At 62.7% G+C, this 15448-nt stretch carries 12 protein-coding genes; 7 read left to right on the top strand and 5 right to left on the bottom strand.

Going from position 1 to position 15448, the window contains the following annotated elements; translation table 11 throughout:
- Window positions 1–123 precede the first annotated feature (123 nt).
- The 6 genes from QTA58_RS04715 to QTA58_RS04690 all read left to right on the top strand — a co-directional run bounded on the left by QTA58_RS04715 (window position 124) and on the right by QTA58_RS04690 (window position 7012).
- Window positions 124–1485: an ABC transporter substrate-binding protein gene (locus QTA58_RS04715; RefSeq protein ID WP_289671912.1), complete on the top strand. Its 1362-nt coding sequence runs from the start codon at window positions 124–126 to the stop codon at window positions 1483–1485.
- A gap of 169 nt (window positions 1486–1654) precedes the next feature.
- On the top strand, window positions 1655–2665 hold the full coding sequence (locus QTA58_RS04710) for a sugar ABC transporter permease (RefSeq protein ID WP_289671911.1): 1011 nt from the start codon (window positions 1655–1657) through the stop codon (window positions 2663–2665).
- Between the two features lies 1 nt (window position 2666).
- Entirely contained in the window at window positions 2667–3827 is a 1161-nt protein-coding gene (locus QTA58_RS04705; protein ID WP_085422378.1) for a carbohydrate ABC transporter permease, read from the top strand.
- Between the two features lie 27 nt (window positions 3828–3854).
- Window positions 3855–5510 (top strand): alpha-glucosidase family protein, encoded by a 1656-nt coding sequence (locus QTA58_RS04700; RefSeq protein ID WP_289671910.1) that lies wholly within the window; start codon window positions 3855–3857, stop codon window positions 5508–5510.
- A gap of 13 nt (window positions 5511–5523) precedes the next feature.
- Window positions 5524–6477, top strand: a complete 954-nt coding sequence (locus tag QTA58_RS04695; protein ID WP_289671909.1) for an ATP-binding cassette domain-containing protein — start codon at window positions 5524–5526, stop codon at window positions 6475–6477.
- Window positions 6478–6655: 178 nt separating this feature from the next.
- Complete coding sequence (locus tag QTA58_RS04690; RefSeq protein ID WP_289671908.1) at window positions 6656–7012, top strand: hypothetical protein; 357 nt, start codon at window positions 6656–6658, stop codon at window positions 7010–7012.
- A 55-nt stretch (window positions 7013–7067) separates the two neighbouring features.
- Here the strand turns inward: QTA58_RS04690 and edd are convergent, their stop codons facing one another.
- The 5 genes from edd to QTA58_RS04665 form a co-directional block, all read right to left on the bottom strand.
- The gene (edd, locus tag QTA58_RS04685; RefSeq protein ID WP_289671907.1) at window positions 7068–8885 is read right to left on the bottom strand and encodes a phosphogluconate dehydratase; all 1818 of its coding nucleotides are present in this window, start codon (window positions 8883–8885) and stop codon (window positions 7068–7070) included.
- A gap of 122 nt (window positions 8886–9007) precedes the next feature.
- Complete coding sequence (gene pgl, locus QTA58_RS04680) at window positions 9008–9706, bottom strand: 6-phosphogluconolactonase (protein WP_289671906.1); 699 nt, start codon at window positions 9704–9706, stop codon at window positions 9008–9010.
- Window positions 9707–9744: 38 nt separating this feature from the next.
- Entirely contained in the window at window positions 9745–11217 is a 1473-nt protein-coding gene (gene zwf / locus QTA58_RS04675) for a glucose-6-phosphate dehydrogenase (protein ID WP_085422383.1), read from the bottom strand.
- Between the two features lie 103 nt (window positions 11218–11320).
- On the bottom strand, window positions 11321–12610 hold the full coding sequence (locus QTA58_RS04670; RefSeq protein ID WP_289671905.1) for an FAD-binding oxidoreductase: 1290 nt from the start codon (window positions 12608–12610) through the stop codon (window positions 11321–11323).
- Between the two features lie 10 nt (window positions 12611–12620).
- Window positions 12621–14060, bottom strand: coding sequence for a glutamine synthetase family protein (locus QTA58_RS04665; protein ID WP_085422385.1), 1440 nt, complete (start codon window positions 14058–14060; stop codon window positions 12621–12623).
- A gap of 126 nt (window positions 14061–14186) precedes the next feature.
- On the opposite strand from QTA58_RS04665, the gene QTA58_RS04660 reads away from it, so the two are divergent.
- Window positions 14187–15368: an NAD(P)/FAD-dependent oxidoreductase gene (locus QTA58_RS04660; protein ID WP_289671904.1), complete on the top strand. Its 1182-nt coding sequence runs from the start codon at window positions 14187–14189 to the stop codon at window positions 15366–15368.
- Window positions 15369–15448 lie beyond the last annotated feature (80 nt).

Below are 15448 nucleotides of genomic sequence, written 5' to 3'. Positions count from 1 at the left end.
TTTTTCCATCCACATATGACGCTTTCGGAGGGGTTGACTCCTCCGAGAGCGCGTTAAATCTCTTCCCATATCTTGGAACTCCCGGCAGAGTAGCAAAAACCGGGGCAATGGGAGGGTTATTTCATGAAGGCATCATTTTGGATCGGCACGGCGCTCGCGGTTTTGATCGCCGGCGGCGCCGGTGCCCAGGAGTTGAAATTTCCGCCGGGGCAGGATTCGCGTTTCAACTGGAAGAGCTATGAGGATTTCAAGGCCGCCCATGCGGATCTGAAGGGACAGGGCCTGACCCTGTTCGGCCCGTGGCGCGGTGAAGACGAGATCCTGTTCAACAGCGTGCTCGCCTATTTCAATGCGGCGACCGGGGTCGATGGCCGTTATTCCTCCTCGGAAAACTACGAACAGCAGATCGTCATCGATACCCAGGCCGGCTCGCCTCCGAATATCGCCATCATTCCGCAGCCCGGTCTTCTGACGGACCTTGCCGCCAAGGGGTTTCTCACCCCGCTCGGCGATGAGACCGCGAATTGGGTGAAGGAGAACTACGGCGCCGGCCAGTCCTGGGTCGATCTTGGCATGTATCCGGGCAAGGACGGCAAGACGGCCTATTTCGCCTTCCCGTTCAAGGCCGACCTGAAATCTCTCGTCTGGTATGTCCCCGAAAACTTTGAGGAGGCCGGTTACGAGGTCCCGAAGACCATGGAGGACCTGATCAAGCTTAGCGACCAGATCGTCAAGGACGGCGGGGTTCCGTGGTGCATCGGTCTCGGCTCCGGCGGCGCGACCGGCTGGCCGGCGACCGACTGGGTCGAGGACATGATGCTGCGCACGCAGTCTCCCGAGACCTATGACAAATGGGTGAAGAACGACATCAAGTTCGATGATCCCGCTGTCGTCGGCGCCATCGAGGAATTCGGCAAGTTCGCCAAGAACGAGAAATATGTGAGCGGCGGTGTTGCGGCCGTCGCCTCCACCGATTTCCGCGACAGCCCGAAGGGCCTCTTCGACATTCCGCCGAAATGCTACCTGCATCACCAGGCGTCGTTCATCTCGTCCTTCTTCCCGCCGGACAAGAAGCTGGGCACCGATGCGGACTTCTTCTACTTGCCGACCTACGCCTCCAAGCCGGAGCTCGGCACACCGGTTCTCGGCGCCGGCACGCTGATCGCCATCACCAGGGATTCGCCCGCCGCACAGGCATTCATTGAATTCCTGAAGACGCCGATCGCCCATGAGGTCTGGATGGCGCAGGCCGCTTTCCTCACGCCGTACAAGGGCGTCAATCTTGAAGCCTATGCCAACGAGCCGCTGAAGAAGCAGGGGGAAATCCTCACCTCCGCCACCACCTTCCGGTTCGACGCTTCGGACCTGATGCCGGGCAAGATCGGCGCCGGCGCCTTCTGGACGGGCATGATCGATTATGTCGGCGGCAAGGATGCCAAGACGGTCGCGTCCGATATCCAGAAGGCCTGGGACGGCTTGAAGTAACGGGGGCTTTCCGGATAGCCCCTAACCCCGCCTCCGCTTCGCTCGGCGCACCTTCTCCCCGCATGCGGGGAGAAGGTGCCGGCAGGCGGATGAGGGGCAATCCGGCGGCTACTGTAGACCTGGCGATGATACATAAGATCCGCAAAGAGCGGAGAATGGAGAGGGGAGCATGATATCGCAGATCGTCTCGGCCGTCGGCGTCGTCATCGCCGGCGTTTTTGCGTGCGCGCTGTATTACTGGCTCTCCGACAAGCTGCTTCAGATCGTCTTTCCGGTGCCGAAGGAGAATGTCCGGGCGGCATCGATCAATCTCAACCGCCGGGCGGTCGTCCGTCCCTGGCTGTTCATGGGGCCGGCGCTGATCCTGCTCGGGGTCTACCTGGTCTACCCGGTCGTCGCGACCTTCATCCTGTCCTTCTACGATCGGGGTGGCGTCAATTTCGTTGGCCTTGCGAATTACCGCTGGGCGATTTTCGACGGGCAGTTCCGCCAGTCGATCTTCAACAACATCCTCTGGCTCGCCGTCGTGCCGGCCGCCTGCACCTTTTTCGGCCTCGTCATCGCCGTGCTGACCGACCGCATCTGGTGGGGCAACATCGCCAAGAGCCTGGTCTTCATGCCGATGGCGATCTCCTTCGTCGGCGCTTCGGTGATCTGGAAATTCGTCTACGAGTACCGCGGCAACGAGACCCAGATCGGCCTCCTGAACGCCATCGTGCAATCCTTCGGCGGCGATCCGCAGGTCTGGATATCGATGCCCTTCTGGAACAACTTCTTCCTGATGGTCATACTGATCTGGATCCAAACCGGTTTCGCCATGGTCATCCTTTCGGCGGCACTGCGCGGCATTCCCGAAGAGACGATCGAAGCGGCCGTCATCGACGGCGCCAACGGCTGGCAGATCTTCTGGAAGATCATGGTGCCGCAGATCTGGGGGACCATCGCCGTCGTCTGGACGACCATCACCATCCTGGTGCTGAAGGTCTTCGATATCGTGCTGACCATGACCAACGGCCAATGGAGCACGATGGTGCTGGCGAACCTGATGTTCGACTGGATGTTCCGCGGCGGGGGAGATTCCGGCCGAAGCGCAGTCATCGCCCTTGTCATCATGGCGGCCGTGACGCCGATCATGATCTGGAACATCCGCCAGGCGAACAAGGAAATGGGGGGACATTGAGATGAACGCTGCCGCCAGCCTCCGCCGCATCGGTCTTCCGCGTCTCGTCGTCCATCTGTCGGTGCTGCTGATCTGCATCATCTGGCTGATCCCGACACTCGGCATCCTCGTCACCTCCTTCCGCGATCCGGCGCAGATCACTTCCTCCGGCTGGTGGACCGCGTTCACCAGCGCCTCCCAGACCACGGCGTCGCGATTGGCCGATCCGTCCGCCGCCCGGCAGGAAGGTTCGAACTACGTCATCTCCGGCTCGGTCTTCGAGGAAGGGCAGGGCGGAACCGTCAGGGCTTTCGGCACGCGCGTCGCCGCACCTGCGGAATTCGAGGCCGGTCAGCCGGCCGATCTCGGAGACGGGGAAACGCTTACCGTCAACGGGGACGGCAGCTATACCTATACGAAGAACGGCCCGTTCGAAGGCGAGCGCGGCCGGCGTGTCTATCTGCAGGTCGCGACGCCGCCCACCTTCACCACCCAGAACTACAACACCGTGCTCACCTCGCAGGGGATCGGCCAGGCCTTCGTCAATTCGCTGACCGTTGCCATTCCTTCGACCATCATTCCGATCCTGATTGCGGCCTTCGCGGCCTATGCGCTCTCCTGGATGGAGTTTCCCGGGCGGGCGCTGATCATCGCCATGGTGGTGGGGCTGATCGTCGTGCCGCTGCAGATGTCGCTCATCCCGCTGCTCAGGATGTACAACGAGATCGGCGCCTTCTTCGGCGTACCGTCGAGAAGCTACGCCGGTATCTGGCTCGCGCATTCCGCTTTCGGCATGCCGCTCGCCATCTATCTCCTGCGCAATTACATCGCCGGCCTGCCGAAGGAGATCATCGAATCCGCCCGCGTGGACGGCGCGAGCGATTTCGAGATTTTCGTCAAGATTATCCTCCCGCTGTCCTTTCCGGCTCTTGCGTCCTTCTCGATCTTTCAGTTCCTGTGGACCTGGAACGACCTCCTCGTCGCCATGGTCTTCCTCGGGACCAACAGGGAACAGCTCGTCCTGACCGGCGCCTTGAACGCGCTTTTGGGCTCGATGGGCGGAAGGTGGGAAATTCTGACGGCTTCGGCCTTCATCTCCATTCTTGTGCCGCTTTTGGTGTTTTTTGGCTTGCAGCGATATCTCGTCCGCGGGCTGCTCGCCGGCTCGGTCAAGGGCGGCTGAGCAACCTCGAACACAATAGGATTCTGAATGAGCATTTCCGCAGAAGCTTCCGCAGCGCCGGACAAGGACTGGTGGCGCGGAGCCGTTATTTATCAAATTTACCCCCGTTCTTTTCAGGATTCGAATGGCGACGGCATCGGCGATCTCAAAGGCATCACCGCGCGCCTGCCGCATGTGGCCGCGCTGGGCGCCGACGCCATCTGGATCTCCCCTTTCTTCCCGTCGCCGATGCGTGATTTCGGCTACGACGTTTCGAACTACACCGATGTCGACCCGATGTTCGGCTCGCTTTCGGATTTCGACGGGCTGATTGCTGAAGCCCACCGGCTCGGCATCAAGGTGATGATCGATCTTGTGATGTCGCACAGCTCCGACCAGCACCCCTGGTTCATCGAAAGCCGGTCGAGCCGCTTCAATCCCAAGGCGGACTGGTATGTCTGGGCCGATGCCAAGCCCGACGGCACGCCGCCCAACAACTGGCTGTCGATCTTCGGCGGGTCCGCCTGGGCGTGGGACCCGACCCGCATGCAGTATTACATGCACAACTTCCTGACCTCGCAGCCGGACCTGAATCTTCACAATGCCGAGGTTCAGGATGCATTGCTCGATATGACCCGCTTCTGGCTGAAGCGCGGCGTCGACGGCTTCCGGCTTGATACCATCAACTTCTATTTCCACGACAAGGAACTGCGCGACAACCCGGCGCTGGAGCCCGCCCGGCGCAACGCCTCGACGGCCCCGGCCGTCAATCCCTACAACTTCCAGGAACATCTCTACGACAAGAACCGCCCGGAGAACCTGGAATTCCTGAAGCGCTTCCGCGCCGTGCTGGACGAGTTTCCGGCGATCGCGGCGGTCGGCGAAGTGGGCGACAGCCAGCGCGGCCTCGAAATCGTCGGGGAATACACGTCCGGCAACGACAAGATGCACATGTGCTACGCCTTCGAGTTCCTGGCCCCCGATCCGCTGGTGCCGTTGCGGGTCGTCGATGTCCAGAATGCCTTTTCCGCCGCCGCGCCCGACGGCTGGGCCTGCTGGGCTTTCTCGAACCACGACGTGGTGCGCCACGTCAGCCGCTGGGGGCAGGACGTTCTTGACCGCGACAGCTACGCCAAGATGGTCTCCGCCATCCTGATGACGCAGCGCGGTTCCGTCTGCATCTATCAGGGCGAGGAACTGGGCTTGACCGAAGCGGATATCGCCTATGCCGACCTGCAGGACCCTTACGGCATCCAGTTCTGGCCGGAGTTCAAGGGACGAGACGGCTGCCGCACGCCGATGGTCTGGGACGCGCAGGCGCTGCAGGCGGGGTTCTCGACCGCTGAAAAGACCTGGCTGCCGATCCCGGTCGAGCATCAGCTCCGTGCGGTCAGCGCCCAATATGGCGATCCGGCCTCGGTGCTGGAGCAATATCGCCGCTTCCTGGCTTTCCGCAAGCAGCATCCGGCTTTCGTTAAAGGTGATATCCTGTTCCTGCCTGAAGACGGTTCGGTGCTGGGCTACAAGCGGCAGTATGGCAACGAGACGGTGCTTTGCCTGTTCAACATGGGTGCGGCGCCGGCCGCGGCCGATCTGCCGATCGGTGATTGGGATGTGCTGACCGGCCACGGTTTTGAAAGCGGGCTGGAAGATAGAAGCGTGACGTTGCCTGCTTGGGGGGCGTTCTTCGCCCGCCATGTTTGAAAAGGGAAAGTGCGTGCCGAGACCCCCCCTCACCCGGCAGGTGAAGGTGCTGCACGGCATCGACCTGGACGTCAAGCAGGGCGAGTTCGTGGTCTTCGTCGGTCCTTCGGGCTGCGGCAAGTCCACGCTTCTGCGCATGATATCCGGGCTTGAGAGCATCACCGGCGGCGAGATGTATATCGACGGCCAGCTCGTGAACGAGGTGCCGCCGTCCCGGCGCGGCATTGCCATGGTTTTCCAGTCCTATGCGCTCTATCCGCATATGACGGTCTACGACAACATGGCCTTCGGCATGCGGATCGCGCGCGAGAGCAGGGACGAGATCGATCGCCGGGTCCGCTCGGCGGCGGAGATCCTCCAGCTCACGCCCTATCTCGACCGCCTGCCGAAGGCGCTGTCGGGCGGCCAGCGGCAGCGCGTCGCGATCGGCCGCGCCATCTGCCGCGATCCCAAGGTCTTCCTGTTCGACGAGCCGCTGTCGAACCTCGATGCGGCGCTGCGCGTCGCGACCCGCATCGAGATCGCCAAGCTCAAGGAGCAGATGCCGGACACGACGATGATCTACGTGACCCACGACCAGGTGGAGGCCATGACGCTTGCCGACCGCATCGTCGTGCTTTCGGCCGGCCGCATCGAGCAGGTCGGCGCTCCGCTGGAGCTCTACGAGCGTCCGCAGAACCTCTTCGTGGCCCGCTTCATAGGCTCGCCCGCGATGAACATCATCCCGGGCCCGGAAGACCTTTCGGTCGCGACGGGCGAGGATTACCTTTTCGAAGGGCGGATTTCCATCGTCGAGGCGCTCGGCGAGGTGACGCTGCTCTATATAGAGGGCCTCGCCGATCGCGAGCCGATCATTGCCAAGATCCCCGGCATTCTGAATGTAACGAAGGGCGAGACGATACGCTTTTCGGCCGATCCGAGGAAGCTGCACCTTTTCGATGCGGAAGGTAAGACTTTTCGCATCTGAAGGATAACCGGTCGTTCACTATATTCGGGCAAGAGTTGGCGGCAGTTGTTCCAAAGCTAGACTTCAAAACGCTCTGTTAAAGTTCGCCGGCTAGCTTTTTCTTATTAAGAGAAGGAGGGATGTCGTGGGTGCGGCTCCAGATAACAAAAAGCACTTTTTGAACAAGGAAGAGTCTTTCATGTACGACCGGGAAAACCGGTTCAAGATGGAAGACACGATGAACAACGCGCGTATCGAGTACACGGAGAAGGGCGTGATGAACATGGCGCAGCGCCGCTGCGACATACTGCGCATCTCCCGGAGCGGCGCCATCATCGGCATTCTCACGCAGTACAACCTGCCGCAGCAGTTTTACCTCGATATCCCGGATGCGCGCATCACCAAGATCGGCTGCCTGCTGATGAAGACCTTTGCCAACAATACGATCGAGGTCCGCTTCCTCCGCCTGCTGTCCGAGAAGGAGATGAACCGCATCTTCGTCTTTTCCACACACCCGAACCACAAGGACCGCACGATCGACATCCGGGCCTGGTAAGGTAAACGGACGATTTCCCAGGAACGAAGGGCGGCCGAAGCCGCCCTTTTTGCGTTCAGGCGAACACGCTGGCGCCCTGGTCGGCATGGCCGACATTGCGGCGGAAGGCGGCGAAGAGCTCGCGGCCCATGCCGAACTCGTTGTCGGAAAGGTCGGCCGCGGCGGGCACGCGGGCGGCGAATTCCGCGGCATCCACCAGCACTTCCAGCGTGCCGGCGACCGCGTCGAGGCGGATGATGTCGCCGTTCTTGATCTTGGCGATCGGCCCGCCGTCGGAGGCCTCCGGGGTGATGTGGATGGCCGCCGGCACCTTGCCCGAGGCGCCGGACATGCGTCCATCGGTGACGAGCGCCACCTTGAAGCCGCGGTCCTGCAGCACGCCGAGCGGCGGGGTCAGGCGATGGAGTTCCGGCATGCCGTTCGCCTTCGGCCCCTGGAAGCGCACGACGGCCACGAAATCCTTGTTGAGTTCGCCGCGCTTGAAGGCGTCCTGCAGCTCCTGCTGGTCGTGGAAGACGATGGCCGGCGCCTCGATCACATGCCGCTCCGGCTTCACCGCCGAAATCTTGATAACCGCCTTGCCGACGTTGCCCTTCAGCATCCTGAGCCCGCCGGTCGGCTGGAAAGGCGCGTCGATCGTGGCGAGGACCTTCGCATCCCCGCTCTTCTCCGGTGCCGGTTCGCGCACGACCTGCCCGTTCGCATCGAGCTTGGCTTCGACCGTATAGGCTTCGAGCCCCTGGCCGAAGACGGTGCGGACGTCGTCATGCAGCATTCCCTGCTTCAGGAGCTGCTTGATGAGGAAACCCATGCCGCCGGCGGCATGGAAGTGGTTCACGTCGGCAAGGCCGTTCGGATAGACGCGGGCGAGCAGCGGCACGACATCGGAGAGTTCGGAAATATCCTGCCAGGTGAGGTGGATGCCGGCCGCGCGCGCCATGGCGACGATATGCATGGTGTGGTTGGTCGAACCGCCGGTCGCATGCAGGCCGACGACGCCGTTGACGATCGAGCGCTCGTCGATCATCTCGCCGGCCGGCGTGAACTCGTTGCCGAGCGCGGTGATGGCGAGCGCCCGCTTGGCGGCTTCGCGGGTCAGCGCGTCGCGCAGCGGCGTACCGGGGTTGACGAAGGAGGCGCCGGGCATATGGAAGCCCATGATCTCCATCAGCATCTGGTTTGAGTTGGCCGTGCCGTAGAAGGTGCAGGTGCCGGGGCCGTGATAGGATTTGGATTCGGCTTCCAACAGCTCGTCGCGGCCCACTTTGCCTTCCGCGTAAAGCTGGCGGATGCGCGATTTCTCGTCGTTCGGGAGCCCCGACGTCATCGGTCCGGCCGGGATGAAGACCGCTGGCAGGTGCCCGAAGCTCAGAGCGGCGATGACGAGGCCCGGCACGATCTTGTCGCAGATGCCGAGGAAGACGGCCGCATCGAACATGTTGTGCGAAAGGCCGATACCGGCCGCCATGGCGATCGCATCGCGGGAAAAGAGCGAAAGCTCCATGCCCGGCTGGCCCTGGGTGACGCCGTCGCACATGGCCGGCACGCCGCCCGCGACCTGGGCGATGCCGCCGGCTTCCCGCGCCGCTTCCCGGATGATCGGCGGAAAGGTCTCGTAGGGCTGGTGGGCCGAGAGCATGTCGTTATAGGCGGTGATGATGCCGAGGTTCGGGACGACGTCTCCGGCGAGCGCCTCCTTCTCGGCGGGGGAACAGACCGCAAAGCCGTGCGCGAGATTGCCGCAGGAGAGGACGGAGCGGTGCGGACCTCGGGAAGCCGCCCGGCGGACGCGGTCGAGATAGGCTTCGCGATGCGGTTTCGATCGTTCGACGATACGGGCGGTGATCGCCTCGATGCTGGAATGGGCGGCCATGGTCTTGTCCTCTTTGGTCAACCCCGGCTTGGGAGAGGCCGCGGACCTTCGACAAGGCCCTTAAGCCACCGGGATTGCTCCTATTGAAAATTCGGTGCCGGAAGCGCCGGGAGCGGGGGGCCTTACGGCGCCCAGTAGATCTGAAGCGGCGAAACGGCGCGGTTCAGCACGGCGCGGATCGGCATTTCGGCCTCGTCGGAGCCGGCCTTCGCCTTTATGAGCACGTCCTTCTTGCCCTGGCCTTCGATATGGAGCGCCAGCAGGCGGGCATCCGAAAGGCTGGCGAAGGAGAAGGTTAGCCGCTCTTCGCCGGCTCCTTCCGCCTCCATGGTCAGCACGCCGCGCGGGCCGGAAAGGTCGAGCGCTCGCTGCAGATTGTTGCCGTGGGGGAAGAACGAGGCGGTGTGGCCGTCCGTTCCCATGCCGAGGATCGCCACGTCGAAGGGGTTGCCGATGCGGGCGGCCTCTTCCGTCGCCATGCGTGCCGCCTCCTCGATCGAGGAACAGTCGTAATAGAGCGGGATGAAATTAGCGGCCGCTGCCTTGTCCTTCAAAAGATGCGTTGCGACCAGGAGATGGTTGGAACGCGGATTGTCGGCCGGCACGAAGCGCTCGTCGACCAGCGTCACCGTCACCTTGCTCCAGTCGAGGTCGCGGGTCGAAAGCGTTTCGAAGAACCTCTTCGGCGTCGAGCCGCCCGAGACGGCGAGCGAGGCGGAGCCCCGCTCCTCGATCGCGGCGGCAAGGCATGCCACGACCTCGTCCGCCAAGGCGGCGGCGAGTGCTGCTGCATCCGGAAATTCATGCATGTTCGCGGTCATTGCCCTTTTCTCAACCTTAGCGCCTTAACCCTCGTGCCCTAACCCTCGTGCCAAGTGCGGCCGTCGCGCTCGATGAGAGCGATCGCCTGGCTCGGACCCCAGGTGCCGGCGGTATAGCCCTGCACCTGCTGGCCGGTCGCTTCCCAGCCCTTCAGGATCGGGTCGACCCATCGCCATGCGGCTTCCACTTCGTCGCGGCGCATGAACAGCGTCTGGTTGGAGCGGATCGTATCCGTCAGCAGCCTCTCGTAGGCGTCCGGGTTGCGGACCGCGAAGGATTCCGCAAAGCTCATGTCGAGCGAGACCTCGCGCAGCCGCATGCCGCCGGGACCGGGATCCTTGATCATCAGCGACTGCTTGACGCCTTCGTCCGGCTGCAGGCGGATGATGAGCTGGTTCGCCGAAATGCGGCCCGCCCCGGTATCGAAGATATTGTGCGGGATCGGCTTGAAGGTGATGACGATCTCCGAGACGCGGTTGGCAAGCCGCTTGCCGGTTCGGATGTAGAAGGGCACGCCCGCCCAGCGCCAGTTGCCGATCTCGGCCTTGATGGCGACAAAGGTCTCGGTGTTCGAGACGCCGCCTTCCAGTTCGTCGAGATAGCCCTTGACCGGACCGCCGGCGGAAGCGCCGGCACGATACTGGCCGCGCACCGTCATCTGCTCGACATTGGCTTCGGTGATCGGCTTCAGGGCACGCAGCACCTTGAGCTTCTCGTCGCGCACCGATTCCGAATCCATCGAGGAGGGCACTTCCATGGCGACAAGGCAGAGAAGCTGCAGGATATGGTTCTGCACCATGTCACGCAGCGCGCCGGCCGTGTCGTAATAGCCGGCGCGGCCTTCGAGGCCCACCGCTTCGGCGACGGTGATCTGCACATGGTCGATATGCTCGGCGTTCCAGAGCGGTTCGTAGAGGGCGTTGGCGAAGCGCAGCGCCATCAGGTTCTGCACCGTCTCCTTGCCGAGATAGTGGTCGATGCGGAAGATCTGCTCTTCCCGAAAGACCCTGCCGATCGTGTCGTTGAGTTCGAGGGCCGAGGCGAGGTCGCGGCCGATCGGCTTCTCGACGACGATGCGGGTCGATTTGGTGATCAGCTTGTGGTCGCGGATCTTCTCGGAGATCGCGCCGAAAATGCCGGGCGCCACGGCGAGATAGAAGACGCGGACGCGTTCCTTGCCGTCGTCGATGATTTTCTTGAGTTCGTCCCAGCCCTGATCGGTCTTGGCATCGACAGAGACGTAATAGAGGCGCTGGCAGAATTTCTTGACTTCCGCTTCGTCGAATTCGCCCTTCTTCAGGTGCTCCTTCAGGGCATCCTCTGCGAACTTGCGGTAATCCTCATGCGAGAGCGCGCTGCGCGAGGCGCCGATGATGCGTGTGGGCTCGGTGAACTGGCCCTCGATCTGACGATGGTAGAGGGCGGGAAGGAGCTTGCGCTCGGCAAGATCGCCGGTACCGCCGAAGACGATACAATCAAAAGGTTCGACTGGGATGATCTGGCTGCTCATCGCTGTTCTTTCGTCCTGCATGGTTGGGGGCATGTTTATTCTAATCGATTTAAAAACGCTAGCCCAAATCGGGCGTTTGAATGGGCGGCACTCTTGAACCTTGTCAGAGCCTGTCGCGCAGCGCAAACCACGTGAGGGCAAGGAAAAGCAGCGGAGTCCGCATATGGCGTCCGCCCGGGAAGGCGGGGATTTTGAGCGAGGCGAGGTGATCGAGATCGGTTGCCTTGCCGGCGACCATATCAGCATAAAGTTTGCCGCAATAGTTTGACAGCATCACGCCATGGCCGGAATAGCCGCCGATCGAGGTGACGCCCGGCATGACCTCCCGCACGAAAGGTTGGCGAGGCATGGTGATTCCCACATTGCCGCCCCATGCATGGGTGATCTCCACGTCCCTGAGCGCCGGATAGGTGTCGACGATCTGCTTGCGGATGGCGTTGGCGGTATCCCTGGGGTCGCGCGAGGAATAGACCTCCCGGCCGCCGAAGAGCAGCCGGTTGTCTTTGCTCTTGCGGAAATAGCGCACCACGAAACGCGAATCGGCAACGGCCTCGCCGCCGGGGATGACATGCGGAAAGTCGTCGAGCGGCGCGGTGGCGGCGATGAAGGAACCGATCGGCATGATATGCGCGGCCGTCTTCGGCTCCAGGTCGCCGATATAGGCATTGGTGGCGATCAGCACCCGGTCGGCGGCCAGCGTGCCTGCGGGGGTGTCGACCAATGTCTTGCCGCCGGCCTGCCGGATCGCGGTGGCCTTGGTCATCTCGAAGATCTGCGCCCCGGCGGAATGCGCGACGCGGGCAAGCCCGACAAGCAGCTTCAAAGGGTGGATATGACCCGTGCCCGTATCGCGCACGCCGCAATAATAGTCCTTCGTGCCGAGCCGTTCGGCGGTCTCTTGCGCATCCATGAAGGCGATGTGCGGATAGCCGTAGCGCTCCGTCGCGATTTCGGCATTCGCCCGGTAGTCCCTGTCGTGGCCCGGCTTGTGGGAAACGTTCATCTGCCCCGGCATGTAATCCATGTCGATGCCGTGTGTTTCGGCGAAGTCGAGAAGGTATCGCTTGGCGTCCTCCGCCATGTCGAACAGCGCCTTGGAGCGTTCGTAGCCGATTTCCTTCTCGAGGTCTTCCGGCCACCAGCGCTGGCCGGTGCCCATCTGCCCGCCATTGCGGCCGGAGGCGCCGTCCCCGAACCGGTTCGCCTCGATCAGCGCGACGGAAACGCCGGCCTTCGCCAGATTGCAGGCCGCCTGCAGGCCGGTATAGCCGCCGCCGATGATCGCCACGTCGACCGACTTCGAACCGTCGAGGGCCGGATAGTCCGGCCGCTCGCCGACGGTTGCCTGATACCAGGAGATTCCCGGCGCGATCGGGCTCTGCCATGAATCCAAGACACCGACCTCACACGTTGAGAAGCAGGAACTCCCGCTCCCAGGGGCTGATCACCTGCATGAAGGTCTCGAACTCGCCGCGTTTCACGCCCGCATAGAGACCGATGAATTCCGGGCTGAAGACCTCCGCCAGCGCCGGATCGGATTCGAGCAGGGAGACGGCCTCGAGCAGGCCACGCGGCAGGTCGATCGCGCCTTCATTGGCGGTATCTTCGGTCGCCGGTCCGGGTTCGATCCCTTTCATGATGCCGAGAAGCCCGCAGCCGAGCGAAGCCGCGAGCGCCAGGTACGGATTGGCGTCCGAACTCGGCAGCCGGTTTTCGACGCGGCGGGCGGCGGCATCCGAGACCGGCACGCGGAACGCGGTCGTTCGGTTGTCGTAACCCCAGGCCGTATTCACCGGCGCCGACATGTCGGGCGTCAGGCGGCGGTAGGAATTCACATAGGGCGCCATCATCACGAGCGTCTTCGGCACATAGGCCTGCATGCCGCCGATGAAATGGAAGAACTCCCGGGACGGAGAGCCGTCCGGATTCGAGAAGATATTCTTGCCCGTCTTGATGTCGACGACCGACTGGTGGATGTGCATGGCCGATCCCGCCTGGCCCTGCATGGGTTTTGCCATGAAGGTGGCGTAGATGCCGTGCTTCATCGCCGCCTCGCGGATGGTGCGCTTGAACAGGAAGACCTGGTCGGCGAGCTCGACCGGATCGCCGTGCCGCAGGTTGATCTCGAGCTGCGCCGGGCCTTCCTCGTGGATCAGCGTGTCGATCTCCAGGCCCTGCTTTTCCGAGAAATGATAGATGTCGTCGATCAGTTCGTCGAATTCGTTGATGCCGGCGATCGAATAGCCCTGGCCGCCGAGGATGGAGCGTCCCGAACGCCCCTTCGGCGGATGCAACGGGTAATCCGGGTCGTCGTTCTTGGCGACGAGATAGAATTCGATCTCCGGCGCCACCGCCGGCTTCCAGCCGCGCTCCTTATAGAGCTTCAGGACATTCTTGAGCACGTTGCGCGGCGTATAGGCGACCGCCTTGCCGTCCGTATCGACGATGTCGCAGATCACCTGGGCGGTCGGATCGGTTTCCCAGGGCACCACGGACAAGGTCGAAAGGTCCGGCACCAGCTTGAGATCGCTGTCGCGCGGTTCGTAGCGGAAATTGCCGGTCTCTTCCGGATATTCGCCGGAGATCGTATGGCGATAGAGGGCGGAGGGCAGGGCCAGAGAGGTGTTCGAGGTGAATTTCGACGACGGCATCATCTTGCCGCGCGGTACGCCGGCGAGATCGGGCGTGATGCATTCCACATCCTCGATCCCGCGCGCTCTCAGCCATGCCGTGGCCTCCCGCCAGTCCGCCACGCCTCGAAGCGAGGTAAGCGTCGGTTGGGCAACGGCAGCTTTCGCTACGGTGCCGATGGCGGGGGCGGGTTTGGATTTCTTCTGCGGCATGACACACCGGAGTGAGGTTGATCGGAACTCCCATCATAATCACGGATTGGCGATTGGCGAGGGGGAGCAGCCATTGACTTTGCTCGACCGATCGAAAACAGCATCTCGGAAAACAAGGAGCGCCGGGTGACGAGGAAATTCGATGTGGTGGTTCTGGGCGCCGGCGCGGCAGGCATGATGTGCGCCATCCGGGCCGGCGGGCGAGGGCGCTCCGTACTCGTGATCGACCACGCCAGGGCGCCGGGCGAGAAGATCCGCATCTCCGGCGGCGGACGCTGCAACTTCACCAACATCCATGCGGGCGCGAAGAATTTCCTTTCCGCCAATCCGCACTTCGCCAAGTCCGCACTCGCGCGTTATACGCCGCGGGATTTTCTCGACATGGTGGAGGCGCACGGGATCGCCTGGCACGAGAAGACGCTCGGCCAGCTCTTCTGCGACGAAAGCGCCAGGGACATCATCCGCATGCTGCTTTCCGAGATGAAGGCGGCAAACGCCGTCCTCGAACTGCAGAAACAGGTCACGACGGTGGAGAAGACGCTCGACGGTTTCCGCATAGGCACGTCCGACGGCTCCGTGGAGGCACTGTCGCTGGTGATTGCGACCGGCGGCAAGTCCATCCCGAAAATGGGCGCCACCGGCTTTGCCTATGACATAGCCAGGCAATTCGGCCTGAAGATCGTCGAAACGCGGCCGGCGCTGGTGCCGCTGACGCTCGACCCGAACCTTCTGGAAAAGCTCTCGCCGCTCTCCGGCATCGGTGTGCCGGCCGAGATCCGCCATGGCAGGACGGCCTTCCGTGAAGCGCTGCTCTTCACCCACCGGGGCCTGAGCGGCCCCTCAATCCTGCAGATTTCCTCCTACTGGCGCGAAGGCGACGAGATCACGCTTGCGATCGAGCCCGACCTCGACATCGCGGCTGCCCTCAAGACCGGTCGCAAGGCGAACGGCCGGCAGGCGGCGCAGACCGTGCTTGCGGAAATCTTGCCGAAGCGGCTCGCCCAGTTTTTTGTCGAAAGCCGCGGCATCACGGGGCACCTCGCCGACCTTTCCGACAAGGCGATCGACGGTCTGGCAGGCTCCATCCAGAACTGGACGGTGCGGCCTGCCGGATCGGAGGGCTACCGCACGGCGGAGGTGACGCTGGGCGGGGTCGACACCTCCGAGCTGGATTCGAAAACCATGCAGGCGAAGGCAGTGCCCGGCCTTTATTTCATCGGCGAATGCGTCGATGTGACGGGCTGGCTCGGCGGTTACAATTTCCAGTGGGCCTGGGCCTCCGGCCATGTCTGCGGTGAGAGTTTGTAAGGCAAGGTGATTCAACACTTCTTAATGGGCGTCCGCCATCCTGCCTTAATGCCAGCCAAATCCCATGCTTTTAAGACTGG

Origin of the sequence: Neorhizobium sp. CSC1952 (assembly GCF_030378245.1) — a bacterium.
Lineage (GTDB): Bacteria > Pseudomonadota > Alphaproteobacteria > Rhizobiales > Rhizobiaceae > Neorhizobium > Neorhizobium oryzae_A.
Note: the sequence above shows the minus strand (reverse complement) of the source record. Positions and strands in the feature narration are given on the sequence as shown.

Coding starts and splice junctions, on each gene's coding strand:
- pgl (WP_289671906.1), bottom strand. CDS start 9,706: ATGACCGCGAACATGCATGAATTTCCGGATGCAGCAGCACTCGCCGCC.
- QTA58_RS04690 (WP_289671908.1), top strand. CDS start 6,656: ATGTACGACCGGGAAAACCGGTTCAAGATGGAAGACACGATGAACAAC.
- QTA58_RS04705 (WP_085422378.1), top strand. CDS start 2,667: ATGAACGCTGCCGCCAGCCTCCGCCGCATCGGTCTTCCGCGTCTCGTC.
- QTA58_RS04700 (WP_289671910.1), top strand. CDS start 3,855: ATGAGCATTTCCGCAGAAGCTTCCGCAGCGCCGGACAAGGACTGGTGG.
- QTA58_RS04710 (WP_289671911.1), top strand. CDS start 1,655: ATGATATCGCAGATCGTCTCGGCCGTCGGCGTCGTCATCGCCGGCGTT.
- QTA58_RS04665 (WP_085422385.1), bottom strand. CDS start 14,060: ATGCCGCAGAAGAAATCCAAACCCGCCCCCGCCATCGGCACCGTAGCG.
- edd (WP_289671907.1), bottom strand. CDS start 8,885: ATGGCCGCCCATTCCAGCATCGAGGCGATCACCGCCCGTATCGTCGAA.
- QTA58_RS04715 (WP_289671912.1), top strand. CDS start 124: ATGAAGGCATCATTTTGGATCGGCACGGCGCTCGCGGTTTTGATCGCC.
- zwf (WP_085422383.1), bottom strand. CDS start 11,217: ATGAGCAGCCAGATCATCCCAGTCGAACCTTTTGATTGTATCGTCTTC.